The sequence below is a fragment of the Pseudomonas neustonica genome (genome assembly GCF_003797945.1).
GTDB lineage: Bacteria > Pseudomonadota > Gammaproteobacteria > Pseudomonadales > Pseudomonadaceae > Halopseudomonas > Halopseudomonas neustonica.
The window spans coordinates 73,777-88,898 of the sequence record NZ_RKKU01000016.1 but is presented as its reverse complement, the minus strand read 5'-3'; the positions used below and the strand labels follow the sequence as shown (position 1 = coordinate 88,898).

The following is a 15,122-nucleotide window of genomic DNA, read 5'->3' as shown; positions in this document are numbered from 1 at the left end:
GCTTTGCCTCGGGCTTCCTCCAGATTCGCAGTCACCCGCGACACCCTTGCCTCTGGCTAACACTTCCCCTTGCCGGGCGTGTAGAGGACTTTCACCTCCAAGTGAGTGCGCCCTGCCGGGCGCACCACAAAAAAACCGGCCTATGGCCGGTCTTCTTGAATTGCTTACCGCTTACTCGTCAGCTGTTGCCAGCTCTGGACGATCAACCAGCTCAACATACGCCATGGGCGCTGCATCGCCTGCGCGGAAACCGCACTTCAGGATACGCACATAACCACCCGGACGGGTTGCATAGCGCTTACCCAGATCGTTGAACAGCTTGCCGACCGCTTCCTTGCTGCGGGTACGGTCGAAAGCCAGACGACGATTGGCAACAGTGTCTTCCTTGGCCAGGGTGATCAGCGGCTCGGCAACGCGGCGCAGTTCCTTGGCTTTTGGCAGAGTAGTTTTGATCAGTTCATTTTCGAACAGCGACACGGCCATGTTTTGAAACATGGCTTTACGGTGCGCGCTGGTCCGATTTAGGTGACGACCACTTTTACGATGACGCATCTCTCAATTCCTCGGTGTCGAGACGATCAGGCCGAAACCTTATCGTCCTTCTTCAAGCTTGCAGGCGGCCAGTTGTCCAATCGCATACCCAGAGACAGACCACGAGAGGCTAGAACGTCCTTGATTTCGGTCAAAGATTTCTTGCCCAGGTTCGGGGTCTTCAGCAGCTCTACTTCGGTACGCTGGATCAGATCGCCAATATAGTAAATATTTTCAGCCTTCAGACAGTTGGCCGAACGGACAGTCAGCTCAAGATCGTCTACCGGGCGCAGAAGGATAGGATCAATCTCATCCTCTTGCGGCTCGACTACCGGCTCCTGATCACCTTTCAAATCTACAAAGGCTGCCAGCTGCTGTTGCAGGATAGTCGCGGCACGACGGATGGCCTCTTCAGGGTCCAGAGTACCGTTGGTCTCCAGATCGATGACCAGCTTATCCAGGTTGGTGCGCTGCTCAACACGAGCGCTTTCCACTACATATGCGACGCGGCGAACCGGCGTATAAGTAGCATCAAGCTGCAGGCGGCCAATTGAACGACTTTCGTCTTCATCTGACTGACGCGCATCGGACGGCTCGTAGCCACGGCCACGAGCAACAGTCAGCTTCATGTTTAGCTCACCGTTATCGGACAACGTCGCAATCGCGTGGTCCGGGTTAACGATCTCTACATCATGATCCAACTGGATATCGGCAGCGGTCACTAGACCTGGGCCTTTCTTGGAAAGGCTCAGGGTCACGTGATCACGACCGTGCATATTGATCGCCAACCCTTTCAGGTTGAGCAGGATCTCGATGACATCTTCCTGCACGCCCTCAATGGCGCTGTACTCATGCAAAACGCCTTCGATTTCCGCCTCTACCACGGCACAGCCGGGCATGGAGGAGAGCAAAATGCGGCGTAGCGCATTGCCCAGGGTATGACCGAAACCACGCTCCAACGGCTCAAGAGTGATCTTGGCGCGCATAGGCGAAGTTTCCTGTACGTCGATGTGACGTGGTGTTAGAAACTCGGTAACCGAACTCTGCATGGGGGCACCTTTTGCTGTCTGTCGCTTACTTGGAGTAAAGCTCGACGATCAAGTTTTCGTTGATGTCAGCGTACAAATCACTCCGTGAGGGCAGGCTCTTGAACACGCCTTCTTTCTTGGCAGCGTCCACTTCAACCCACTCAGCCATGCCGCGCTGAGCAGCGAGTTCCAGAGCACCATTGATGCGCAGCTGGTTCTTAGCTTTTTCACGGACAGCGACCACATCACCCGGAACAACCAGGTAAGATGCGATGTTGACTGTTTTGCCGTTAACACTGATGGACTTGTGCGATACCAACTGGCGCGCTTCGGCGCGAGTAGTACCAAAACCCATACGATAAACGACGTTGTCTAGACGACGCTCAAGCAATTGCAGCAGGTTCTCACCGGTAGCGCCCTTAAGACGAGCAGCTTCCTTGTAGTAGTTGCTGAACTGACGCTCAAGAACACCGTACATACGACGTACTTTTTGCTTCTCGCGCAGCTGAGTGCCGTACTCCGACAGACGACCACGACGCTGGCCGTGAACGCCCGGAGGGCTTTCCAGCTTGCACTTGGAATCGAGAGCTCGCACGCCGCTCTTGAGGAACAAATCAGTGCCTTCGCGACGAGACAGCTTACACTTCGGACCAATATATCTAGCCATTATACCGTCTCCTGATTAAACGCGACGCTTCTTGGGCGGGCGGCAGCCGTTGTGTGGAATAGGGGTGACATCAGTGATGCTGCTGATCTTGTAACCACAAGAATTCAACGCACGAACAGCTGATTCACGACCTGGGCCAGGGCCCTTCACACAAACGTCGAGATTTTTCAAACCATAATCCAGGGCGGCGTTACCGGCACGCTCGGCTGCAACCTGAGCAGCAAAGGGAGTACTTTTACGCGAACCACGGAAACCAGAGCCACCTGAAGTAGCCCAGCTCAGAGCATTGCCCTGACGGTCAGTAATGGTAATGATGGTGTTATTGAAAGACGCATGGATGTGGGCAATCCCATCAACCACTGTCTTTTTTACTTTCTTACGAACACGAGCAGCAGGCTTAGCCATATCTGTATATTCCTTCGCAATTACTTACGGATCGGCTTGCGCGGACCCTTACGGGTGCGAGCGTTGGTCTTGGTGCGCTGGCCGCGGACCGGAAGGCCACGACGATGACGCAGACCGCGATAGCAGCCAAGATCCATGAGGCGCTTGACGTTCATATTGATCGTCCGGCGCAAGTCACCTTCAACAGTGCTTTTGGCAACTTCATTGCGCAGAGTATCAATCTGCTCCTCGCTCAGATCCTTGATTTTCGCATCTGGCGCAATGCCAGTTGACGCACAGATCTGCTGTGCTTTTGTCTGACCAATACCAAAAATATAGGTCAGAGAGATAACAGTATGTTTGTTATCCGGGATGTTGACGCCTGCAATACGGGCCATCCAATTTACTCCGTCTGACAGCTACCTGACTCAACCCAGAACAATAATAGGTTGCTCGAAAAAGGGTGCAGTAGGGTAGCGCTAACAAAAACAAAATTCAACCCCCCAGCCAAACTAATGGCCGGGAGGCGGTTATCCTGAGACGTAGCCTTAAATCAGAACCGGGGAATTAACCCTGGCGCTGTTTATGACGGGGCTCAGCGCTGCAAATCACGCGTACGCAACCATTGCGACGGATGATCTTGCAGTTACGGCAAAGCTTCTTAACTGATGCTGCAACTTTCATAGCCGACTCCTAAAACCTGAATACTCAGCGGATCATGCCGCTGCCGTAACCTTTCAGGTTAGATTTCTTCATTAGAGACTCGTACTGCTGAGAAACGAGGTGCGATTGTACTTGGGACATGAAGTCCATAACAACCACTACGACGATCAACAGCGATGTCCCACCCAAATAGAAGGGCACATTAGCCGATACCACCAAAAACTGCGGCAACAGGCAAACAGCGGTCATATACAGGGCACCAAACAAGGTAAGACGAGTCAGCACGCTATCAATGTAGCGAGCGGATTGCTCACCCGGACGAATACCCGGAATAAATGCACCTGACTTCTTGAGGTTCTCCGCTACATCCTTAGGATTGAACATCAATGCTGTATAGAAAAAGCAGAAGAAAATAATCCCCGCACTAAACAGAATGATATTCAGCGGCTTACCCGGCCCAATAGCCTGAGTCAGCTTTTGCAGCCATTCCATATTGTCACCCTGGGCGAACCAGGTACCCAGCGACGCTGGGAACAACAGGATACTGCTGGCAAAAATCGCTGGAATAACACCCGCCATATTGACCTTCAAGGGCAAATGACTGGTTTGTGCAGCAAAGACTTTACGTCCCTGCTGGCGCTTGGCGTAATTGACCGTAATTCTGCGCTGGCCGCGTTCCACGAATACAATGAACGCGATCATGGCGATAGCCACAAGAGCCACACCAATCAACGCAAAAATGTTGATCGTGCCTAAGCGTGCACCCTCGAAGGACTGCCCGACTGCGCTAGGCAAGCCCGCGACAATACCCGCAAAGATCAACATGGAGATGCCGTTACCGACACCCCGCTCGGTGATCTGCTCGCCCAACCACATCATGAACATTGCGCCTGATACAAAGGTGGTGACAGCGATAAAGTAAAAGCTGAAACCAATATCAAATGCGACGCCCTGACTTGCTAGGCCAACCGACATACCGATGGCTTGGATAAAAGCCAGCACCAGCGTCAGATAACGCGTGTACTGACTTATCTTCCGGCGACCGGACTCCCCTTCCTTCTTCAACTGCTCCAGCGATGGGCTCACCGCCGTCATCAGCTGCATTATGATGGATGCAGAGATATACGGCATGATACCCAGAGCGAAAATACTCATCCGCTCCAGGGCACCACCAGAAAACATATTGAACAGACTAAGGATCGTCTCTTCATTCTGTTTGAACAGATCAGCCAGACGATCAGGGTTTATGCCGGGAACCGGAATATGCGCCCCGATACGGTAAACGATGATCGCGAGGAACAGAAAGCGCAGGCGCCCCCAGAGTTCACTCAAGCCACCTTGATTCATTCCAGAAAGAGCGCCTTGCTTAGCCATTTATTCCTCGATCTTGCCGCCAGCTGCTTCGATCGCTGCACGAGCACCTTTAGTGATCGCCAGACCTTTAACGTTAACCGCTTTGGTTACGTCGCCGGAGAGGACAATCTTGGCACGTACAAACTTGTTGCCGATGATGTTGGCATCTTTCAATGCCTGCAGGTCAATGACCTCAGCATCAACAGCATTCAGCTCGCTGGTACGAACTTCAGCGGTCACCATTGCCAGCTTGGAAGTAAAACCAAACTTGGGCAGACGGCGATGCAAAGGCTGCTGACCGCCCTCGAAACCGGGGGCTACAGAGCCACCGGAACGAGAAGTCAGACCTTTGTGACCGCGACCAGCAGTCTTACCCAGACCGCTACCGATACCACGGCCAACGCGCAGCTTTTCACGGCGTGCACCTGGCGCAGAACGCAGATCATTCAGTTTCATGTCTTAACCCTCTACCCGAACCATGTAGGAGACCTTATTGATCATCCCACGAACGGCCGGAGTATCTTCGACCTCGACAGTGTGGTTGATGCGACGCAAACCCAGACCTTTAACGCAAGCCTTATGGTTTGGCAGACGACCGACTACACTTTTGAACAGGGTCACTTTAATTTTTTCGTTAGCCATGTCCGTTTACCCCACGATATCTTCAACGGTCTTGCCGCGCTTGGCCGCTACAGACTCGGGAGACTGCATCGACTTCAGACCCTTGTAGGTAGCCTGAACGACGTTAACCGGATTAGTGGAACCGTAACACTTGGCCAAAACGTTATGAACGCCAGCGGCTTCGAGGACGGCGCGCATTGCACCACCGGCGATAACACCGGTACCTTCAGACGCAGGCTGCATGAACACCTTGGAGGCGCCATGAGCAGCACGAACAGCGTACTGCAGCGTTGTGCCATTCAGGTCAACCTGAATCATGTTACGACGAGCGGCTTCCATGGCTTTCTGGATAGCAGCAGGCACTTCACGTGCCTTACCGCGACCGAAACCCACACGACCTTTACCATCACCCACTACAGTCAGAGCAGTGAAAGCGAAGATACGGCCGCCTTTTACAACTTTGGCAACGCGGTTAACTTGAACAAGTTTCTCAATGTAACCTTCGTCGCGCTTCTGATCGAAATTAGCCATAGCTCTACCCTTAGAATTCCAGCCCGCCTTCACGAGCGGCGTCGGCCAGCGCTTTTACGCGACCATGATACTTGAAGCCGGAACGGTCGAAGGAGACCTGAGTTACACCGGCGGCCTTGGCGCGCTCAGCAACCAGAAGGCCGACTTTCTTGGCGGCTTCGATATTGCCAGTACTACCGCTGCGCAGGTCCGAATCCAACGTGGAGGCGCAAGCCAACACGGTGGAACCATCTGCAGAGATCACTTGTGCGTACATGTGCTGCGAAGAACGGTACACGCACAGACGAACGGCTTCCAGTTCACGCATTTTCAAGCGCGAACGGCGAGCGCGACGGAGACGAATAACTTTTTTATCGCTCATTTGCTATGCCCTACTTCTTCTTGGCTTCTTTACGACGCACGACCTCATCGGCGTAGCGAACACCCTTGCCCTTATAGGGCTCGGGGCGACGGAAATCACGAATTTCCGCGGCTACCTGGCCGACCAGCTGCTTGTCGATACCTTTGATAATAATGTCAGTCTGGCTCGGGGTTTCAGCAGAAACGCCCTCTGGCAGCTGATAGTCGATTGGGTGCGAGTAACCCAGAGCCAGGTTCAGAACCTGACCTTTAGCCTGAGCCTTATAACCTACACCAACCAGCTGCAGCTTGCGCTCGAAGCCCTCGGTAACACCGACAACCATATTGTTGACCAACGCGCGAGTGGTACCGGCCATAGCCTGGTTCACACTGCCTGGACGGGCTGCAAAACGCAGCAGACCATCTTCGTGGACAACTTCAACCAATGGATGCAGGCTCAGATCCAGGCTACCTTTGGCACCCTTGATTGACAATTCCTGACCATCCAACTTTACTTCTACACCCTGTGGCAATTTGACAGGGTCCTTAGCGACGCGAGACATCGTAACCCCCTATCAGAATACGGTGCAGAGTACTTCACCGCCGATACCGGCAGCGCGAGCAGCACGATCGGTCATCACACCTTTATTGGTGGAGACGATCGAAACACCCAGCCCACCCTTGACCTTAGGAATCTGGCCAACGGACTTGTACTGGCGTAGGCCTGGACGACTTACGCGCTTAAGATCTTCAATAACCGGCTTGCCTTCGAAATACTTCAGTTCGATAGACAGGGTAGGCTTAACTTCGCCATCCACTTCGTAACCGGCTACGTAACCTTCTTCTTGAAGGACTTTGGCGACAGCCACCTTCAGCTTTGCCGCAGGCATGCTGACGCTGGACTTCTCAGCCATCTGGGCATTACGGATACGGGTCAGCATATCAGCTAACGGGTCCTGCATACTCATGGGCTTTGTGCTCCTGAAACTGAGTAATTAAGATTTGGTTTACCAGCTGGCCTTGACCAGACCTGGTACGTCACCGCGCATGGCTGCTTCGCGCAGCTTAATGCGGCTCAGACCAAACTTGCGGTATACACCGTGCGGACGACCAGTGATGCGGCAGCGGTTACGCTGACGAACCGGGCTGGCATCGCGCGGCAATTTTTGCAAAGCAACCTGGGCAGCCCAACGCTCTTCAACAGAAGCGTTGACGTTGCCGACAGTAGCCTTCAGCTCAGCACGCTTGGTAGCGTACTTAGCAACCAGACGAGAGCGCTTGGCCTCGCGGTTTTTCATACTAACTTTAGCCATTTACCTGACTCCTAGTTACGGAACGGGAAGTTGAACGCACGCAGTAGCGCACGACCTTCGTCGTCAGTCCGAGCTGTGGTAGTCAAGGTAATGTCCAGACCACGCAGAGTGTCGATTTTATCGTAATCGATCTCTGGGAAAATGATCTGTTCCTTGACGCCCATGCTGTAGTTACCCCGGCCGTCAAACGACTTGGCATTCAGACCGCGAAAGTCACGAACGCGTGGCAGGGAAATCGACAGCAGACGGTCGAGGAATTCGTACATCTGTTCGCGGCGCAGAGTTACCTTCACGCCAATCGGCCAGCCGTCACGAATTTTGAAGCCGGCAATGGATTTGCGAGCGTAGGTCACGATGCCTTTACGGCCAGTGATCTTCTCAAGGTCAGCCATTGCATGTTCGATGATCTTCTTATCACCGACAGCTTCGCCAAGGCCCATATTCAGGGTGATCTTGGTGATTTTCGGCACTTCCATAACGTTCTTCAGGCCCAGTTCTTCCTGGAGCTTGGGAACGATGGTAGTGCTATATGTTTCTTTTAATCTCGCCATGGTAAGCACCTAGATTCTCAAGCGTCGACGGCTTTTTGCGTCGACTTGAAAATACGAACCTTCTTACCGTCTTCGACCTTAAAACCGATACGATCGGCTTTGCTGGTCTCCGGGTTGAAGATAGCCACGTTGGAGACGTGGATTGGCGCCTCCTTCTCAACAATACCGCCCTGCGAACCAGCCATGGGGTTAGCCTTGGTGTGGCGCTTGACAATGTTGACACCGGAAATAAGCATGCGGGAATCATCCCCAACTTTCAGGACTTTACCGCGCTTGCCTTTATCTTTACCGGCGATGACGATTACGTCGTCGTCACGTTTAATCTTTTGCATGACCGGGCTCCTTACAGCACTTCGGGCGCGAGGGAAACGATCTTCATGAACTGCTCATTACGCAGTTCACGAGTCACTGGCCCAAAGATGCGGGTACCGATCGGCTCATTTTTGTTGTTGAGCAGAACGGCTGCGTTGCCATCAAAACGGATCAGCGAACCGTCCGTACGGCGTACACCGTGACGGGTACGCACGATGACCGCGTTAAGCACCTGGCCTTTCTTTACTTTGCCGCGGGGAATTGCTTCCTTCACGGTCACCTTGATGATATCGCCAATGCCGGCGTAGCGACGGTGAGAACCGCCCAGAACCTTGATACACATAACGCGACGTGCACCACTGTTATCAGCTACATCCAACATGGATTGAGTCTGAATCATAACTTTCTCCGACCCTTAAATAATCCGCTAAACAGCGCGGGGCTTTAAACTTGCGCCGCGCGCTCGTCGATCTGAACCAGATCCCAGCTCTTGGTTTTAGCCAAGGGGCGGGTTTCCCGGATAGTAACCAGATCGCCAATGCGGCAGTCGTTGTTCTCATCGTGCGCTTTGAGCTTGGTAGAGCGCGTCACGTACTTACCGTACAGTGGGTGCTTTTCCTGGCGCTCGATGAGCACGGTGACGGTCTTGTCCATCTTGTTACTGACCACACGGCCAGTAACGGTACGTACTGTTTTGTTCTCGGCCATGATCAGTTACCACCCTTCTGATTGAGCACAGTCTTGACGCGAGCGATGTCGCGCTTAACTTGGTTCAGCAGATGACTCTGACCGAGCTGACCGGTTGCTTTCTGCATGCGCAGATTGAACTGATCGCGCAGCAGTGTGAGCAGTTGTTCATTCAGCTGCTCAGCAGATTTTTCACGAAGTTCTGTCGCTTTCATTACATCACCGTCCGCTTAACAAAGGTGGTAGCGAGAGGCAGTTTGGCAGCAGCAAGGGCAAATGCCTCGCGAGCCATCTCTTCGGAAACACCTTCAATCTCGTAAAGGATCTTGCCAGGGCGAATCTGGGCAACCCAATACTCGACGTTACCCTTACCCTTACCCATCCGCACCTCAAGAGGCTTTTTGGAGATAGGCTTATCGGGGAACACCCGAATCCAGATTTTACCGCCACGTTTTACGTGACGAGTCAGGGCGCGACGAGCCGCTTCGATCTGACGTGCAGTCAGTCGACCGCGACCTACGGCTTTCAGTGCGAACTCACCGAAGCTCACCTTGCTACCACGATGCGCCAAGCCACGGTTGTGGCCGGTCATCTGCTTGCGGAACTTCGTACGCTTTGGTTGTAACATGTGCGTACCCCTTACTTAGCAGCTTTTTTCTTGGTCGCGACGGCTTTGGTTTCTTCCTGGAGACCACCAATGATCTCACCTTTGAAGATCCAAACCTTCACACCGATCACACCGTATGTGGTGTGGGCTTCAGCCGTTGCGTAGTCAATGTCAGCGCGCAGGGTGTGCAGCGGCACACGACCTTCGCGATACCATTCGGTACGGGCGATCTCGGCGCCGCCAAGACGGCCGCTAACCTGGATCTTAATACCCTTGGCACCAATGCGCATGGCGTTCTGTACTGCGCGCTTCATGGCGCGACGGAACATCACACGACGCTCGAGCTGCTGAGCAACGCTCTGTGCTACCAGAGCACCGTCGAGTTCCGGCTTGCGGATCTCTTCGATGTTGATGTGCACTGGCACGCCCATTTGACTGGTCAATTCCTGACGCAGTTTTTCAACGTCTTCACCCTTCTTGCCAATCACGATGCCTGGACGGGCAGTGTGAATGGTAATGCGAGCTGTCTGAGCCGGACGCTGAATATCAACGCGGCTGACTGAAGCGCTTTTCAACTTCTTCTGAATGTACTCACGCACTTTCAGATCATTGAACAGATAATCAGCGTACTGACGACCATCTGCATACCACACCGAAGTGTGCTGTTTTACGATACCGAGGCGAATGCCAATCGGATGTACTTTCTGACCCATGATCGACTCCTACTTGTCAGCAACCTTGACCGTGATATGACAAGACCGCTTGATGATGCGATCAGCACGGCCTTTGGCACGTGGCATGATGCGCTTCAAAGAGCGACCTTCGTTAACAAACACGGTGGAGACCTTAAGGTCATCCACGTCCGCGCCATCATTATGCTCAGCATTGGCAATTGCCGATTCGAGCACCTTCTTGATGACTTCAGCGGCCTTCTTGTTGCTGAAAGACAGCAGGTTCAGAGCCTCATCCACTTTCTTACCGCGGATTTGGTCGGCGACCAAGCGTGCCTTCTGGGCAGAGAGTCGGGCGCCCTTATGAGTAGCGGCTACTTCCATCTTCTAACCCCTTAGCGCTTGGCTTTCTTGTCTGCCACGTGACCACGATAGGTCCGGGTAGCAGAGAATTCGCCTAACTTGTGGCCGACCATGTCTTCGGAAATGATAACCGGGACATGCTGACGACCGTTATGAACAGCAATGGTCAAACCAACCATCTGCGGCAGAACCATGGAACGGCGTGACCAGGTCTTGATTGGCTTACGCTCGTTCTTTTCTACTGCAACTTCGATCTTCTTTAACAGGTGAAGATCGATAAAAGGTCCTTTCTTCAGAGAACGCGGCACTGTCGTATCCCCTCTAATTACTTGCTGCGACGACGGACAATCATCTTGTCAGTGCGCTTGTTGGAACGAGTCTTGGCACCCTTGGTGGGGAAGCCCCACGGCGATACGGGATGACGACCACCAGAAGTACGACCTTCACCACCACCGTGTGGGTGATCAACCGGGTTCATGGCAACACCACGAACAGTCGGACGAACACCGCGCCAGCGTGTGGCACCAGCCTTACCCAGAGAGCGCAAACTGTGCTCACCGTTGGACACTTCGCCCAGGGTGGCACGGCACTCGCCGAGAACCTTGCGCATCTCGCCAGAGCGAAGACGAACAGTTACGTAAGCGCCTTCACGGGCAACCAGCTGAACGGCTGCACCTGCACTGCGAGCAACCTGAGCGCCTTTACCGGGCTTCAGTTCGATCGCGTGAATGGTGCTACCCACTGGAATGTTACGCAGTGGCAGTGAGTTGCCGGCCTTGATTGGTGCTTCAGCACCAGAGACCAGCTGGTCGCCTGCACGCACGCCCTTGGGGGCGATAATGTAGCGACGCTCACCGTCGGCATACTTCAGCAGAGCAATATGAGCGGTACGGTTTGGATCATATTCAACGCGCTCAACGGTGGCTGGAATGCCATCCTTGTTGCGACGAAAATCAACCATACGGTAGTGCTGCTTATGACCGCCCCCACGATGACGCGTGGTAATGCGACCATTATTGTTACGACCACCAGACTTGCCTTGCTTCTCCAACAGCGGGGCGTACGGAGCGCCCTTGTGCAGGTCAGAGTTGACGACCTTGACTACGAAGCGGCGGCCAGCGGAAGTAGGTTTACATTTAACAATAGCCATGATGTATCCCTCTCTTATTCAGCGCTGGCGAAGTCGATGTCTTGACCGGGCTGCAGGCTGACATAAGCCTTCTTCCAGTCACTACGCTTGCCCAGGCCGCGAACGGTTCGCTTGGTCTTGCCTTTAACGTTCAGGGTCGATACTGCCTTGACCTTGACGCTGAACAGCTGCTCAACGGCTTTCTTGATTTCCAGCTTGGTCGCAGTAGTTTCTACCTTGAACACGAACTGGTTTTTGCCGTCGGCCAGCACAGTAGCCTTCTCGGATACATGCGGGCCAAGCAGTACTTTAAAAATGCGCTCTTGGTTCATCCCAGCATCTCCTCGAACTTCTTAACAGCAGGTACGGTAATCAGTACCTTGTCGTAAGCGATCAGGCTAACTGGGTCGGAACCCTGTACATCACGTACGTCGACGTGGGGCAGGTTACGCGCTGCCAGGTACAGATTCTCGTCAATATCGTCGGTCACGATCAGCACGTTCTGCAGATCAAGATCCTTCAACTTGCCGGCCAGAGCCTTGGTTTTGGGTGCATCGACGGAGAAGCTCTCAACTACGACCAGACGATCCAGGCGGATAAGCTCGGAAAGGATGGAGCGCAGTGCGCCGCGGTACATCTTGCGGTTCAGCTTCTGCTCGTGATTCTGTGGACGAGCAGCGAAGGTAGTACCACCGGAACGCCAGATAGGGCTGCGGATAGTACCGGCACGGGCACGACCCGTACCTTTCTGACGCCATGGCTTCTTGCCGCCACCGGACACATCAGAACGATTCTTCTGCTGCTTGGTACCCTGACGAGCACCAGCCATGTATGCAACTACGGCTTGGTGGACGAGGGTTTCATTAAATTCGGTCGCAAAAGTGAGATCGGAAACTTCGATCGCGCTTGCGCCAGCTACATTCAAATTCATGGTAACTCCCCCTTAACCCTTGGCCTTGACCGCCGGGCGAACGATTACGTCGCTACCGGTCGCGCCAGGTACCGCGCCCTTGATGAGCAGCAGGTTACGTTCGGCATCAACACGAACAACCTCAAGAGTCTGCACAGTTACCTGTTCGGCACCCATGTGACCAGACATCTTCTTGCCCTTGAATACACGACCAGGGGTCTGACACTGACCAATGGAACCGGGTACGCGGTGGGAGATCGAGTTACCGTGAGTTGCATCTTGGCCACGGAAGTTCCAGCGCTTGATAGTACCGGCGAAGCCCTTACCTTTGGACTGCCCAGTAACATCAACCTTCTGGCCCGCTTCAAAAATGCTGACGGTCAACTCTGCACCAGCTTCGTACTGCGAGCTGTCATCCAGGCGAAATTCCATCACCTGACGACCTGCAGCAGTATTCGCTTTGGCAAAGTGCCCTGCCATCGGCTTGCTTACACGACTAGCGCGACGCTCACCAACGGTTACCTGAATAGCTTGATAGCCATCAGAGTCCAGGGATTTAACCTGTGTGACACGGTTCGGTTCTACTTCTACAACCGTAACCGGTATAGATACACCATCTTCAGTGAAAACGCGGGTCATCCCGCATTTCCGGCCGACTAAACCAATAGTCATCTTGTAAACCTCATGAGTGCACGGGGCTATCACCCGCTATGGCCGCCCAACACAGGGCGTTACACGACCTATAGCCCCCGTCTTGTGGGGCTATTAGCCGAGGCTAATCTGAACTTCGACACCTGCTGCCAAGTCCAGCTTCATCAGCGCATCAACAGTCTTGTCGGTGGGCTGAACTATATCCAATACCCGTTTATGGGTACGGATTTCGTACTGATCGCGCGCGTCTTTGTTGACGTGCGGAGAAACCAGTACAGTAAAACGCTCTTTGCGCGTCGGCAAAGGGATCGGACCACGCACCTGAGCCCCAGTACGTTTCGCGGTATCCACGATTTCCTGGGTAGATTGATCAATCAGGCGATGGTCAAAAGCCTTCAACCGAATACGGATCTGTTGGTTCTGCATTTGACCAGAAACTCCAAGCAACTATTTTCAGAGCATCTCCCGAAAACCGGGTGAGCCCATCCAAGGGAGGCGCAATTCTACTGACGCACTTCCCCACTGTCAACCAAAATACAAAAGCCCCCGTCAAACGGAGGCTCCTGTGTATGGCGTTAGATCATCACTCGATGATCTTGGCTACCACGCCCGCACCTACGGTACGGCCACCTTCACGAATCGCAAAGCGCAGACCGTCTTCCATCGCGATAGGATGGATCAACGTGACGTCCAGCTTAACGTTATCGCCAGGCATTACCATCTCGATACCTTCCGGCAATTCGCAGGAACCGGTAACGTCAGTAGTACGGAAGTAGAACTGAGGACGATAACCCTTGAAGAACGGAGTGTGACGACCGCCTTCGTCTTTACCCAGCACATACACTTCGGCTTCGAAGCGAGTGTGAGGAGTAATAGTGCCCGGCTTGGCCAGAACCTGACCGCGCTCTACGTCTTCGCGCTTGGTACCACGCAGCAGAACACCAACGTTCTCGCCAGCACGACCTTCGTCAAGCAGCTTGCGGAACATCTCAACGCCGGTACAGGTAGTCTTGGTAGTCGCCTTGATACCGACGATCTCAACTTCCTCACCAACCTTGACGATGCCGCGCTCTACACGACCAGTCACAACAGTACCGCGACCGGAGATGGAGAACACGTCTTCGATAGGCATCAGGAACGGCTTGTCAATCGCGCGCTCAGGCTCAGGGATGTAAGCATCCAGAGTCTCAACCAGCTTCTTGACAGCAGTTGTACCGATTTCGTTGTCGTCTTTGCCTTCCAATGCCATCAACGCAGAACCGATGATGATGGGCGTGTCATCGCCCGGGAAGTCATAGGCGCTCAGCAGATCACGCACTTCCATCTCTACCAGCTCAAGCAGCTCCTCATCATCGACCATGTCCGCCTTGTTCAGGAACACAACGATGTAAGGAACGCCAACCTGACGAGACAGCAGGATGTGCTCGCGAGTCTGCGGCATAGGGCCGTCAGCTGCGGAACAAACCAGGATAGCACCGTCCATCTGCGCAGCACCGGTGATCATGTTCTTCACATAGTCAGCGTGACCTGGGCAATCAACGTGCGCGTAGTGACGAGTCGGAGAATCGTACTCTACGTGCGAGGTGTTGATGGTGATACCACGAGCCTTCTCTTCCGGCGCGTTATCGATCTGGTCGAAAGCGCGAGCGGAACCGCCGTAAACTTCGGCGCAAACACGGGTCAATGCAGCTGTAAGCGTAGTTTTACCATGGTCAACGTGACCGATGGTGCCTACGTTCAGGTGCGGTTTACTACGTTCAAATTTTTCTTTTGCCACGGTTGATAACCTCTTTAATTAGCTTAGGTTCAAG

Annotated in this window: 29 protein-coding genes; all 29 read right to left on the bottom strand. The window is 53.6% G+C overall.

All coding sequences use genetic code 11. From position 1 onward, the window contains the following. Nucleotides 1–171 precede the first annotated feature (171 nt). The 29 genes from rplQ to tuf all read right to left on the bottom strand — a co-directional run bounded on the left by rplQ (nt 172) and on the right by tuf (nt 15,088). Complete coding sequence (gene rplQ, locus EF096_RS13120; protein WP_123890167.1) at nt 172–552, bottom strand: 50S ribosomal protein L17; 381 nt, start codon at nt 550–552, stop codon at nt 172–174. A gap of 26 nt (nt 553–578) precedes the next feature. Next, nucleotides 579–1,580 (bottom strand): DNA-directed RNA polymerase subunit alpha, encoded by a 1,002-nt coding sequence (locus EF096_RS13115; protein WP_123890166.1) that lies wholly within the window; start codon nt 1,578–1,580, stop codon nt 579–581. Between the two features lie 25 nt (nt 1,581–1,605). Further along, nucleotides 1,606–2,226 carry a 30S ribosomal protein S4 gene (gene rpsD, locus EF096_RS13110; RefSeq protein WP_123890164.1) on the bottom strand — a complete coding sequence of 207 codons (621 nt, stop codon included), beginning with the start codon at nt 2,224–2,226 and terminating at the stop codon, nt 1,606–1,608. Nucleotides 2,227–2,241: 15 nt separating this feature from the next. Further along, the gene (gene rpsK, locus EF096_RS13105) at nt 2,242–2,631 is read right to left on the bottom strand and encodes a 30S ribosomal protein S11 (protein ID WP_092287487.1); all 390 of its coding nucleotides are present in this window, start codon (nt 2,629–2,631) and stop codon (nt 2,242–2,244) included. Between the two features lie 20 nt (nt 2,632–2,651). Continuing rightward, the gene (gene rpsM / locus EF096_RS13100) at nt 2,652–3,008 is read right to left on the bottom strand and encodes a 30S ribosomal protein S13 (protein ID WP_123890162.1); all 357 of its coding nucleotides are present in this window, start codon (nt 3,006–3,008) and stop codon (nt 2,652–2,654) included. A 169-nt stretch (nt 3,009–3,177) separates the two neighbouring features. After that, on the bottom strand, nt 3,178–3,294 hold the full coding sequence (gene rpmJ / locus EF096_RS13095; RefSeq protein WP_123890160.1) for a 50S ribosomal protein L36: 117 nt from the start codon (nt 3,292–3,294) through the stop codon (nt 3,178–3,180). 24 nt (nt 3,295–3,318) lie between these two features. Further along, nucleotides 3,319–4,647 carry a preprotein translocase subunit SecY gene (gene secY, locus EF096_RS13090; protein WP_123890158.1) on the bottom strand — a complete coding sequence of 443 codons (1,329 nt, stop codon included), beginning with the start codon at nt 4,645–4,647 and terminating at the stop codon, nt 3,319–3,321. Beyond that, nucleotides 4,648–5,082, bottom strand: coding sequence for a 50S ribosomal protein L15 (gene rplO / locus EF096_RS13085; protein ID WP_123890157.1), 435 nt, complete (start codon nt 5,080–5,082; stop codon nt 4,648–4,650). Nucleotides 5,083–5,085: 3 nt separating this feature from the next. Continuing rightward, entirely contained in the window at nt 5,086–5,268 is a 183-nt protein-coding gene (rpmD, locus tag EF096_RS13080) for a 50S ribosomal protein L30 (protein WP_123890155.1), read from the bottom strand. Between the two features lie 6 nt (nt 5,269–5,274). Then, complete coding sequence (rpsE, locus tag EF096_RS13075; RefSeq protein ID WP_123890153.1) at nt 5,275–5,778, bottom strand: 30S ribosomal protein S5; 504 nt, start codon at nt 5,776–5,778, stop codon at nt 5,275–5,277. Between the two features lie 10 nt (nt 5,779–5,788). Then, on the bottom strand, nt 5,789–6,139 hold the full coding sequence (rplR, locus tag EF096_RS13070; protein ID WP_123890151.1) for a 50S ribosomal protein L18: 351 nt from the start codon (nt 6,137–6,139) through the stop codon (nt 5,789–5,791). A 10-nt stretch (nt 6,140–6,149) separates the two neighbouring features. Then, nucleotides 6,150–6,680, bottom strand: a complete 531-nt coding sequence (gene rplF / locus EF096_RS13065; RefSeq protein WP_123890149.1) for a 50S ribosomal protein L6 — start codon at nt 6,678–6,680, stop codon at nt 6,150–6,152. 12 nt (nt 6,681–6,692) lie between these two features. After that, a complete protein-coding gene (gene rpsH / locus EF096_RS13060) occupies nt 6,693–7,085 on the bottom strand; it encodes a 30S ribosomal protein S8 (protein WP_123890147.1) in 393 nt (130 codons plus the stop codon). Between the two features lie 39 nt (nt 7,086–7,124). Beyond that, nucleotides 7,125–7,430, bottom strand: a complete 306-nt coding sequence (rpsN, locus tag EF096_RS13055; RefSeq protein WP_123890145.1) for a 30S ribosomal protein S14 — start codon at nt 7,428–7,430, stop codon at nt 7,125–7,127. 11 nt (nt 7,431–7,441) lie between these two features. Continuing rightward, nucleotides 7,442–7,981, bottom strand: a complete 540-nt coding sequence (rplE, locus tag EF096_RS13050) for a 50S ribosomal protein L5 (RefSeq protein ID WP_123890143.1) — start codon at nt 7,979–7,981, stop codon at nt 7,442–7,444. Nucleotides 7,982–7,998: 17 nt separating this feature from the next. Next, the gene (gene rplX / locus EF096_RS13045) at nt 7,999–8,313 is read right to left on the bottom strand and encodes a 50S ribosomal protein L24 (protein WP_123890141.1); all 315 of its coding nucleotides are present in this window, start codon (nt 8,311–8,313) and stop codon (nt 7,999–8,001) included. An 11-nt stretch (nt 8,314–8,324) separates the two neighbouring features. Continuing rightward, entirely contained in the window at nt 8,325–8,693 is a 369-nt protein-coding gene (gene rplN / locus EF096_RS13040; RefSeq protein WP_088277353.1) for a 50S ribosomal protein L14, read from the bottom strand. 44 nt (nt 8,694–8,737) lie between these two features. Then, nucleotides 8,738–9,001 (bottom strand): 30S ribosomal protein S17, encoded by a 264-nt coding sequence (gene rpsQ / locus EF096_RS13035; protein ID WP_092287475.1) that lies wholly within the window; start codon nt 8,999–9,001, stop codon nt 8,738–8,740. A 2-nt stretch (nt 9,002–9,003) separates the two neighbouring features. Continuing rightward, nucleotides 9,004–9,195: a 50S ribosomal protein L29 gene (rpmC, locus tag EF096_RS13030; RefSeq protein ID WP_104739446.1), complete on the bottom strand. Its 192-nt coding sequence runs from the start codon at nt 9,193–9,195 to the stop codon at nt 9,004–9,006. Further along, nucleotides 9,195–9,608: a 50S ribosomal protein L16 gene (rplP, locus tag EF096_RS13025; RefSeq protein WP_123890138.1), complete on the bottom strand. Its 414-nt coding sequence runs from the start codon at nt 9,606–9,608 to the stop codon at nt 9,195–9,197. The genes rpmC and rplP overlap by 1 nt, the downstream gene beginning before the upstream one ends. Nucleotides 9,609–9,619: 11 nt before the next feature. Beyond that, nucleotides 9,620–10,300 carry a 30S ribosomal protein S3 gene (rpsC, locus tag EF096_RS13020; protein WP_123890136.1) on the bottom strand — a complete coding sequence of 227 codons (681 nt, stop codon included), beginning with the start codon at nt 10,298–10,300 and terminating at the stop codon, nt 9,620–9,622. 9 nt (nt 10,301–10,309) lie between these two features. Further along, the gene (gene rplV / locus EF096_RS13015; protein ID WP_123890134.1) at nt 10,310–10,642 is read right to left on the bottom strand and encodes a 50S ribosomal protein L22; all 333 of its coding nucleotides are present in this window, start codon (nt 10,640–10,642) and stop codon (nt 10,310–10,312) included. Between the two features lie 11 nt (nt 10,643–10,653). Next, nucleotides 10,654–10,929 carry a 30S ribosomal protein S19 gene (rpsS, locus tag EF096_RS13010; RefSeq protein WP_092287472.1) on the bottom strand — a complete coding sequence of 92 codons (276 nt, stop codon included), beginning with the start codon at nt 10,927–10,929 and terminating at the stop codon, nt 10,654–10,656. Nucleotides 10,930–10,946: 17 nt separating this feature from the next. Next, the gene (gene rplB / locus EF096_RS13005; protein WP_092287471.1) at nt 10,947–11,771 is read right to left on the bottom strand and encodes a 50S ribosomal protein L2; all 825 of its coding nucleotides are present in this window, start codon (nt 11,769–11,771) and stop codon (nt 10,947–10,949) included. A 14-nt stretch (nt 11,772–11,785) separates the two neighbouring features. Then, nucleotides 11,786–12,082, bottom strand: a complete 297-nt coding sequence (gene rplW, locus EF096_RS13000; protein WP_123890132.1) for a 50S ribosomal protein L23 — start codon at nt 12,080–12,082, stop codon at nt 11,786–11,788. Beyond that, on the bottom strand, nt 12,079–12,681 hold the full coding sequence (gene rplD / locus EF096_RS12995) for a 50S ribosomal protein L4 (RefSeq protein ID WP_123890129.1): 603 nt from the start codon (nt 12,679–12,681) through the stop codon (nt 12,079–12,081). The genes rplW and rplD overlap by 4 nt, the downstream gene beginning before the upstream one ends. Before the next feature lie 12 nt (nt 12,682–12,693). Further along, a complete protein-coding gene (gene rplC, locus EF096_RS12990) occupies nt 12,694–13,332 on the bottom strand; it encodes a 50S ribosomal protein L3 (RefSeq protein ID WP_123890128.1) in 639 nt (212 codons plus the stop codon). Nucleotides 13,333–13,425: 93 nt separating this feature from the next. Further along, nucleotides 13,426–13,737, bottom strand: a complete 312-nt coding sequence (gene rpsJ, locus EF096_RS12985) for a 30S ribosomal protein S10 (RefSeq protein WP_028614853.1) — start codon at nt 13,735–13,737, stop codon at nt 13,426–13,428. Nucleotides 13,738–13,894: 157 nt separating this feature from the next. After that, a complete protein-coding gene (gene tuf, locus EF096_RS12980; protein ID WP_123890126.1) occupies nt 13,895–15,088 on the bottom strand; it encodes an elongation factor Tu in 1,194 nt (397 codons plus the stop codon). Nucleotides 15,089–15,122: the final 34 nt, after the last annotated feature.

What these genes read in the sequence shown, in the direction of transcription:
- rpsN (WP_123890145.1), bottom strand. Translation starts at nt 7,430, where the DNA reads ATGGCTAAAGTTAGTATGAAAAACCGCGAGGCCAAGCGCTCTCGTCTG.
- rpmC (WP_104739446.1), bottom strand. Translation starts at nt 9,195, where the DNA reads ATGAAAGCGACAGAACTTCGTGAAAAATCTGCTGAGCAGCTGAATGAA.
- secY (WP_123890158.1), bottom strand. Translation starts at nt 4,647, where the DNA reads ATGGCTAAGCAAGGCGCTCTTTCTGGAATGAATCAAGGTGGCTTGAGT.
- rpsJ (WP_028614853.1), bottom strand. Translation starts at nt 13,737, where the DNA reads ATGCAGAACCAACAGATCCGTATTCGGTTGAAGGCTTTTGACCATCGC.
- rpsD (WP_123890164.1), bottom strand. Translation starts at nt 2,226, where the DNA reads ATGGCTAGATATATTGGTCCGAAGTGTAAGCTGTCTCGTCGCGAAGGC.
- rpsK (WP_092287487.1), bottom strand. Translation starts at nt 2,631, where the DNA reads ATGGCTAAGCCTGCTGCTCGTGTTCGTAAGAAAGTAAAAAAGACAGTG.
- rplB (WP_092287471.1), bottom strand. Translation starts at nt 11,771, where the DNA reads ATGGCTATTGTTAAATGTAAACCTACTTCCGCTGGCCGCCGCTTCGTA.
- rplO (WP_123890157.1), bottom strand. Translation starts at nt 5,082, where the DNA reads ATGAAACTGAATGATCTGCGTTCTGCGCCAGGTGCACGCCGTGAAAAG.
- rplE (WP_123890143.1), bottom strand. Translation starts at nt 7,981, where the DNA reads ATGGCGAGATTAAAAGAAACATATAGCACTACCATCGTTCCCAAGCTC.
- rplW (WP_123890132.1), bottom strand. Translation starts at nt 12,082, where the DNA reads ATGAACCAAGAGCGCATTTTTAAAGTACTGCTTGGCCCGCATGTATCC.
- rpsQ (WP_092287475.1), bottom strand. Translation starts at nt 9,001, where the DNA reads ATGGCCGAGAACAAAACAGTACGTACCGTTACTGGCCGTGTGGTCAGT.
- rplX (WP_123890141.1), bottom strand. Translation starts at nt 8,313, where the DNA reads ATGCAAAAGATTAAACGTGACGACGACGTAATCGTCATCGCCGGTAAA.
- rpsM (WP_123890162.1), bottom strand. Translation starts at nt 3,008, where the DNA reads ATGGCCCGTATTGCAGGCGTCAACATCCCGGATAACAAACATACTGTT.
- rplD (WP_123890129.1), bottom strand. Translation starts at nt 12,681, where the DNA reads ATGAATTTGAATGTAGCTGGCGCAAGCGCGATCGAAGTTTCCGATCTC.
- EF096_RS13115 (WP_123890166.1), bottom strand. Translation starts at nt 1,580, where the DNA reads ATGCAGAGTTCGGTTACCGAGTTTCTAACACCACGTCACATCGACGTA.
- rplN (WP_088277353.1), bottom strand. Translation starts at nt 8,693, where the DNA reads ATGATTCAGACTCAATCCATGTTGGATGTAGCTGATAACAGTGGTGCA.
- rplP (WP_123890138.1), bottom strand. Translation starts at nt 9,608, where the DNA reads ATGTTACAACCAAAGCGTACGAAGTTCCGCAAGCAGATGACCGGCCAC.
- rplC (WP_123890128.1), bottom strand. Translation starts at nt 13,332, where the DNA reads ATGACTATTGGTTTAGTCGGCCGGAAATGCGGGATGACCCGCGTTTTC.
- rplV (WP_123890134.1), bottom strand. Translation starts at nt 10,642, where the DNA reads ATGGAAGTAGCCGCTACTCATAAGGGCGCCCGACTCTCTGCCCAGAAG.
- rpmJ (WP_123890160.1), bottom strand. Translation starts at nt 3,294, where the DNA reads ATGAAAGTTGCAGCATCAGTTAAGAAGCTTTGCCGTAACTGCAAGATC.
- rplF (WP_123890149.1), bottom strand. Translation starts at nt 6,680, where the DNA reads ATGTCTCGCGTCGCTAAGGACCCTGTCAAATTGCCACAGGGTGTAGAA.
- rpsE (WP_123890153.1), bottom strand. Translation starts at nt 5,778, where the DNA reads ATGGCTAATTTCGATCAGAAGCGCGACGAAGGTTACATTGAGAAACTT.
- rpsC (WP_123890136.1), bottom strand. Translation starts at nt 10,300, where the DNA reads ATGGGTCAGAAAGTACATCCGATTGGCATTCGCCTCGGTATCGTAAAA.
- rpsH (WP_123890147.1), bottom strand. Translation starts at nt 7,085, where the DNA reads ATGAGTATGCAGGACCCGTTAGCTGATATGCTGACCCGTATCCGTAAT.
- rplR (WP_123890151.1), bottom strand. Translation starts at nt 6,139, where the DNA reads ATGAGCGATAAAAAAGTTATTCGTCTCCGTCGCGCTCGCCGTTCGCGC.
- rpmD (WP_123890155.1), bottom strand. Translation starts at nt 5,268, where the DNA reads ATGGCTAACGAAAAAATTAAAGTGACCCTGTTCAAAAGTGTAGTCGGT.
- rplQ (WP_123890167.1), bottom strand. Translation starts at nt 552, where the DNA reads ATGCGTCATCGTAAAAGTGGTCGTCACCTAAATCGGACCAGCGCGCAC.